This window comes from Paraburkholderia sediminicola, from assembly GCF_046026895.1.
Taxonomy (GTDB): Bacteria; Pseudomonadota; Gammaproteobacteria; order Burkholderiales; family Burkholderiaceae; genus Paraburkholderia; species Paraburkholderia sediminicola_C.
On record NZ_JAQQEU010000019.1, the window covers coordinates 114,900 to 121,489 of the forward strand.

Genomic DNA, 6,590 nt, shown 5'->3' on the forward strand with positions numbered 1-6,590 from the left:
ATGTTCACTCTATCGCGGTCAAACCCAGTCGAACACGTTCAGCACCATATCGATCAGCTTGATGAACGGAAACGGCAGCAGAATGCCGCCCAGTCCGTAGATCAAAAGATTGCGACGCAGCAGCGACGCCGCCCCCAGTGGCCGATACCTGACACCCTTGAGGGCAAGCGGAATCAGCGCCACGATGATCAGCGCGTTGAAAATCACCGCCGACAGAATCGCCGACGAAGGCGAACTCAGATGCATGACGTCGAGCACGCGCAATTGCGGATAAGTGGTCGCAAATGCCGCCGGAATGATGGCGAAATACTTGGCGACGTCGTTGGCGATCGAGAACGTGGTCAGCGAGCCGCGCGTCATCAGCATCTGTTTGCCGATCTCGACGATCTCGATCAGCTTGGTCGGATTCGAATCGAGGTCGACCATGTTGCCGGCTTCTTTCGCCGCTTGGGTGCCGGTGTTCATCGCCACCGCCACGTCCGCCTGTGCGAGCGCCGGGGCGTCGTTGGTGCCGTCGCCGGTCATCGCGACGAGCCGCCCTTCAGCCTGGTGCGCGCGGATCGTCGTCAGCTTTGCCTCGGGCGTCACCTCGGCCAGGAAATCGTCGACGCCTGCCTCGGCGGCAATCGCCGCTGCCGTCAGACGGTTGTCACCCGTCACCATGATGGTCTTGATACCCATCTTGCGCAGTTCGGCGAAGCGCTCCTTGATGCCGCCCTTGACGATATCCTTCAGCTCGATCACACCCATGACACGTGCGGCGCTGGCGTCGTGGCTCTGCTCCGCGACGACAAGCGGTGTGCTGCCGCGCCGGGCTATTTCGGTGACCGCCGCCGTGACCTCTGCCGGAAAACGGCCGCCGTGAGCCTCCACGTAGTGTTTGATCGCATCGGCTGCGCCTTTGCGGATCTGGCGCTCCGGCAGATCGACGCCACTCATGCGCGACTGCGCGCTGAAGGCGAGGAAGGTCGCCTGCAATGCATGCATATCGCGTTCGCGGATGTTGAAGCGCTGCTTCGCAAGCACGACGATGCTGCGGCCTTCCGGTGTTTCGTCCGCGAGCGAAGACAGTTGCGCGGCGTCCGCGAGCGCTTCTTCAGTCAAGCCTGGCCCGGATATGAATTGCGACGCCTGACGGTTGCCGAGCGTGATCGTGCCGGTCTTGTCGAGCAGCAGCACGTCGACATCGCCGGCGGCTTCCACTGCGCGGCCCGAGGTGGCGATCACGTTGGCCTGCATCATCCGGCTCATGCCCGCTACGCCGATTGCCGACAATAGCCCGCCGATCGTCGTCGGAATCAGGCACACCAGCAACGCGACGAGTGCCGTGATCGTGACCACATGCCCCGCTTTCGCGACTTCGACGGAAAACATCGAGAACGGCAGCAGCGTCGCGGTAGCGAACAGGAGCACGAGGGTCAGCGCGACTAGCAGGATGGTCAGCGCGATTTCATTCGGCGTCTTCTGACGCTTCGCGCCTTCCACCATCGCGATCATGCGGTCGAGAAACGCTTCGCCCGGATTCACGCTGACCCGCACGACGATCCAATCCGACAGCACGCGTGTACCGCCCGTCACCGACGAAAAGTCACCGCCCGACTCGCGGATCACCGGCGCGGATTCCCCCGTGATCGCCGACTCGTCGACCGACGCGACACCTTCGATCACCTCGCCATCCGCCGGGATCACGTCGCCGGTTTCGACCAGCACGACGTCTCCTTTGCGCAGATCGGTCGCCGTCGTAATGCGGATCGGCGACTTGGGATGGGCCTCCTGAAGCTTCTTTGCCATCACGTCGCGCTTCGCGCTGCGCAGCGAGGCCGCCTGCGCTTTCGAGCGGCCCTCGGCAAGCGCCTCCGCGAAGTTGGCGAACAGCACCGTGAACCAGAGCCACAGCGCAATCGCGAGGATGAAGCCGGCGGGCGCCTCGGCCTGGCCGCCGAGCGCGGCGATCCACAGTACGGTGGTCAGAATGCTGCCGACGTAGACACAGAACATCACCGGGTTGCGCAACTGATGACGCGGCGCAAGCTTCCTGAGCGAATCGACCAGCGCCGGCCGCGCGATGACCGGGTCGAACATCGAGCGCGCGGCGTTGCGTGCCTGACCGATGTTGCCAGGCTGATGAACCGGCGGTTGGAGTCCGTTAGTCATGCTGTCCTCTCAGTCAATGTCCCGCGACCATGATCAGATGTTCGACGACGGGGCCGAGCGCCAGCGCCGGCACGTAGGTCAGCGCGCCGACCAGCACGACCGTGCCGAGCAACAGCACGACGAACAATGGGCCGTGCGTCGGCAGCGTGCCGGCGGTTGCGGATATGCGTTTCTTTGCGGCAAGCGACCCGGCTACCGCCAGCACCGGCACAATCGAGCCGAAACGGCCGAACCACATGGCGACGGCCAGCGTTCCGTTGTAGAACGGCGTATTGACCGAGAGGCCCGCAAAAGCGCTGCCATTGTTGTTGGCAGCCGAGCTGTAGGCGTAGAGGATCTCGGAAAAGCCGTGCGGACCGGGATTGGCGACGCCCGCCGTGCCGGCGGCCGTCAGTACACAGATCGACGCGCCGACCAGGACGAGCAGTGGCGTCAGCAGCACGGCGATCGATACCATCTTCATCTCGTACGACTCGATTTTCTTGCCGATGTACTCCGGCGTTCGCCCGATCATCAGGCCGGCCACGAACACGGCCAGCAACGCGAACACGAGCATGCCGTACAGACCCGAGCCCACACCGCCGAAGATCACTTCGCCGAGCTCGATCAGCAGCAGCGGAACGAAGCCGCCCATCGGTGTCAGCGAATCGTGCGTGTTGAGGACCGCGCCGCACGACGCGGCTGTGGTGGCCACCGTGAAGATGCCGGATTGCGCGATGCCGAAGCGGGTTTCCTTCCCTTCCATATTGCCGCCCGCCTTGCCAGCCGACGCGCTCTGGTCGACATGTAGCGACGCAAACAGCGGATTGCCGCTCTGCTCCGAGGAAATCTCACCCCAGCAGGCGAGCGCGAAAGCGATCGTCATCGCGGCGAGTACCGCATAGCCCTGACGCCGGTCCCCCACCATCCGCCCGAACACGAGGCACAACGCAGCAGGGATGACGAGCATCGCGATCATCTGCACGAAGTTGGCGAACGGAGTCGGGTTCTCGTACGGATGCGCGGAATTGGCGTTAAAGAAGCCTCCCCCGTTGGTGCCAAGCATCTTGATCGCTTCCTGCGACGCAACCGGCCCCATGGCGATTGTCTGCTTGTCGGCCTTGTTGTCCACCATCGCCGGGTCGCCTTTGGCGTCCTTGACGGGATTGCCTTGGGCATCCGCCTTCGGGGTTTGATACGTCGTCACCTGCAGCGTCGGCACGTCCTGATAGGACTTGAAGTTTTGAATCACGCCCTGACTGATGAGTACGAGCGCGATGGCAGTCGCGAGCGGCACGAGGATATACAGCGTGACACGCGTCAGATCGACCCAGAAATTGCCGATCGTCGCCGTCGTATGACGTGCGAAGCCGCGGATCAACGCAATGACGACAGCAATACCCGTAGCGGCCGAAAAGAAGTTTTGCACCGTCAACGCGGCCATCTGCGTCAGATAGCTGACGGTCGATTCCGGCGTGTAATCCTGCCAGTTCGTGTTGGTCACGAAGCTGATCGCCGTGTTGAAGGCGGCGTCGGGCGTCATCGGTCCGAAGCCCTGCGGGTTGGCGGGCAGCCATTGCTGCAAACGCAGAAATCCATAGACCGCGAGCACGCCGAGCGTGTTGAACAGGAGCACGGCCAGCGCATACTGCTTCCATGACATTTCGGCGTTCGGGTCGACCCCGGCGAGCTTGAAGAGCGCGGATTCGATCGGCCGCCCTATCCGGCGAACGACGATCGAAGTCCCGTCCACGACGCCGGTCATGTAACGGCCGAGCGGGATGGCGAGCGCAATCAGCACGACGATGAAGAGGCCGGGTTGAAGCAGATTATTGAAGTTCATTCGAGGGCCTCCGCGCGCAGTAAGGCATACACGAGGTAGGCAAAGAGAATCAACGTCGAAGCCGCCGCGAGCCAGGTCATCCAGGTAGTCATGGACGGCCTCCCGGCGCGCGGCGAAGCTTGTCGCAGCCGACTACGAAGGCCGCGACGAGACCGCTGAACGCGATAATTGCGATGAGGTAAAGCAGATCCATGGCCTGGTCTCCCACGACGGACTTCTGCACCGTGAAATTTAGGAAATCCCGCGTAAACACAGCGTTAATACTCGGCGGAGATTTGTAAAAAACACGGACGTGGGGGTATATGTCATGGGAAACGGGAACGGCGCTTCATTCGCGGATGGTCGCGGCAGGCGTCGGCTATGCGGCGATTCCTGCGAGCGCGAAACGACCGCGCTTGCTTCTCGAAGACGGTCAAAGGATTTTCACGCGCGAATGCAGGAGGAGGGTATAGGCCACGACCGGAATTCAGTCGATCACCTAAGCGGACTGTTCCTTTCCGCAGCTTGCGTCAACGAGACGCGTGCGCGGGTTAAACTACCGGACAACAAAATTCAGATTTAAGCGGGGTGGCTGGCATGGGCGCGGCGGATTCTCATTCTTGGCCCTGGCAAGCGGTGTTTGGCGCGTTTTCGGAAAACCCGGAGAAGGAGCAAGCGGTCCTGCGCATATCGCTCGGCACCGTGGTCCTTCTCGCATATCTGACGGCCGCCTTTGTTTCTCACTCGAGAAACACCTATGTGACGCTAGTGGCGGTCGCAATTTACGTGACTTTCGGCGTGGCGACGTACGTCGCCGTGACCGTGGCGCCAGCGCGCTCAAATCTCAGATTAACCCTTACCACGCTTACCGACCAGGCCACGCTAATGATGGCGCTGGTGGTTGGAGGCCAGGCCGCGCTCCCACTGCTGTGGGTCGTTTTCTGGTTTCTCGTAGGCGCCGGCTGTCGATATGGCCAACGCATGCTGGGCTTGTCGTGTGCGGTGGCGCTTGGCGGTCTAGCCGGCCTGACGCTCTGGCAACCGTGGTGGCGGACAAACGTGACGGTCGGCTTGGGTATGGCGTTTAGCGTGGCGGCAACATCGCTCTATCTGGCAGTGTTGGTGCACCGGCTGAAGAAACAGGCTGCTACCGACCCTCTGACGGGGCTGAGCAATCGGGTCCGGCTCGAGCAGGCCATTAGCCGAACACTCGTCACGCGAGGTGTCGAAGCGGGCCGGACCGCCTTGCTTCTCATCGACCTTGATGGTTTCAAGGACGTGAACGACACCCACGGACATGCGGTAGGGGACGAATTGCTGCGGAGCTTTGCCACGGCTCTGATGGGCCGCATGCGCCGCGGCGACACGCTCGCCCGCCTGGGCGGCGACGAATTCGTGGTATTGGCCCAACACGTCTATGACAAGCAAGGCGCACTAGCCATCGCCGATAGTATTCACGCGATCCTGAGCAACGTGCGAGCCGTTGGTGGACATCCGGTCGCCGTTTCCGCCAGCATTGGAGTCTGCATGCTAGCGGGCGGAACCGGGCAGGCCCGTTTCGATGCCCGGACATTGATGCGTGCTGCCGACAGCGCAATGTACCGCGCAAAGACACTGGGAAAGGGGCAGACTGCGTTCGCTGACGCAGCCGAAATGCAGCGAGGCGAGTGAGCGCACAAGGCTGGAGGCCTTCCAACCAAACAAATCGCAGGTTATTTCGACCGGAGAAGATCCATGTCAAATCCATGGATTGGGCGCTGCCTTTGCGGCGCGGTGCAATATGAAGCTCGGAGCGCTTCACTCGCGCAACTCATCTGTTATTGCCGGGATTGTCAGCGCGCTTCCGGCCCGGCGGGGTTGCCTGTCGTTGTAGCGAGCGCCGCAGATTTTTCATTCAAAGGCGAAATCAAGTCTTATACGAAGATCGGCGGGAGCGAGATACCGACGACGCGCAATTTCTGCCCTCATTGTGGCAGTCTGCTGTTTGGAACACCGCATCACGCGCCGGAAATCGTGACCATTTATGCCGGAACACTTGATGATCCTTCGCGGTTCAAGGCCGAATCCGTGCAATTCATGTCTGAACGCCATCAGTTGGACGTTCACCAACCCGAAGCCCCCCAACATTTGGGAAGAGCTCCCTGACCGACAAAAATCAAAGATGTTGGTTTTCCGAAGGGGGATTGTCCCAATCGTTTTGCAGGCCATTACGATAGGTAACCGGCGCATTCAGCGCTTCGTCGAGGTCAAGTTCGTCGAGGCACATGATGTTCACATTGATATACGGGTAACCCGTTCCGTTCGGTATATCCACGCGGTCAAATACATGAACACCACACTGCTTGCAAAACGGGTGATGCGCTACCGGATTTTTGCCCTGATATTCGGTCAGTGCAATCTCATCGGAAAGGAGACGAAACTCTTCCCGACGAACCGAAACGTGCCAGAATCGCAGCTTGCTGCAGTAGCTGCAATTGCATTTCGACGTACCGTTATTGAAATCAATCCGAGCTTCAAACCTCACTAGTTGACAATAGCAACTTCCAAGGTATGTACGCAGCATTGGGCTCTCCCATGTTGATGGATATCCTCAAAATGAACGCGAATGTCCGCGTGTCATGGGCGGATTCAACCA

Annotated in this window: 6 protein-coding genes; 2 read left to right on the plus strand and 4 right to left on the minus strand. The window is 60.8% G+C overall.

Translation table 11 applies throughout. The features are described 5' to 3' along the window. Positions 1-18: 18 nt before the first annotated feature. Genes kdpB through kdpF form a run of 3 tightly spaced genes read right to left on the minus strand, consistent with a single transcriptional unit; the run spans position 19 to position 4,068 of the window. Complete coding sequence (kdpB, locus tag PQR02_RS16175; protein WP_408232526.1) at positions 19-2,154, minus strand: potassium-transporting ATPase subunit KdpB; 2,136 nt, start codon at positions 2,152-2,154, stop codon at positions 19-21. A gap of 13 nt (positions 2,155-2,167) precedes the next feature. Further along, positions 2,168-3,976: a potassium-transporting ATPase subunit KdpA gene (gene kdpA / locus PQR02_RS16180; RefSeq protein ID WP_408232529.1), complete on the minus strand. Its 1,809-nt coding sequence runs from the start codon at positions 3,974-3,976 to the stop codon at positions 2,168-2,170. Next, positions 3,973-4,068 (minus strand): K(+)-transporting ATPase subunit F, encoded by a 96-nt coding sequence (gene kdpF, locus PQR02_RS16185; RefSeq protein ID WP_028193906.1) that lies wholly within the window; start codon positions 4,066-4,068, stop codon positions 3,973-3,975. Before kdpF ends, kdpA begins: the two co-directional genes overlap by 4 nt. 484 nt (positions 4,069-4,552) lie before the next feature. Between kdpF and PQR02_RS16190 the strand changes: the two genes are divergently transcribed. Together PQR02_RS16190 and PQR02_RS16195 are read left to right on the plus strand one after the other, a co-directional pair. Beyond that, a complete protein-coding gene (locus tag PQR02_RS16190) occupies positions 4,553-5,626 on the plus strand; it encodes a diguanylate cyclase domain-containing protein (protein WP_408232533.1) in 1,074 nt (357 codons plus the stop codon). 63 nt (positions 5,627-5,689) lie between these two features. Then, on the plus strand, positions 5,690-6,100 hold the full coding sequence (locus PQR02_RS16195; protein WP_408232536.1) for a GFA family protein: 411 nt from the start codon (positions 5,690-5,692) through the stop codon (positions 6,098-6,100). 10 nt (positions 6,101-6,110) lie between these two features. Here the strand turns inward: PQR02_RS16195 and PQR02_RS16200 are convergent, their stop codons facing one another. After that, complete coding sequence (locus PQR02_RS16200; protein ID WP_408232539.1) at positions 6,111-6,518, minus strand: GFA family protein; 408 nt, start codon at positions 6,516-6,518, stop codon at positions 6,111-6,113. Positions 6,519-6,590: the final 72 nt, after the last annotated feature.

Bases quoted from the DNA above. Each gene is read 5' to 3' on its own strand.
- kdpB (WP_408232526.1), bottom strand. From the start codon at position 2,154: ATGACTAACGGACTCCAACCGCCGGTTCATCAGCCTGGCAACATCGGT.
- kdpA (WP_408232529.1), bottom strand. From the start codon at position 3,976: ATGAACTTCAATAATCTGCTTCAACCCGGCCTCTTCATCGTCGTGCTG.
- kdpF (WP_028193906.1), bottom strand. From the start codon at position 4,068: ATGACTACCTGGATGACCTGGCTCGCGGCGGCTTCGACGTTGATTCTC.
- PQR02_RS16190 (WP_408232533.1), top strand. From the start codon at position 4,553: ATGGGCGCGGCGGATTCTCATTCTTGGCCCTGGCAAGCGGTGTTTGGC.
- PQR02_RS16195 (WP_408232536.1), top strand. From the start codon at position 5,690: ATGTCAAATCCATGGATTGGGCGCTGCCTTTGCGGCGCGGTGCAATAT.
- PQR02_RS16200 (WP_408232539.1), bottom strand. From the start codon at position 6,518: ATGCTGCGTACATACCTTGGAAGTTGCTATTGTCAACTAGTGAGGTTT.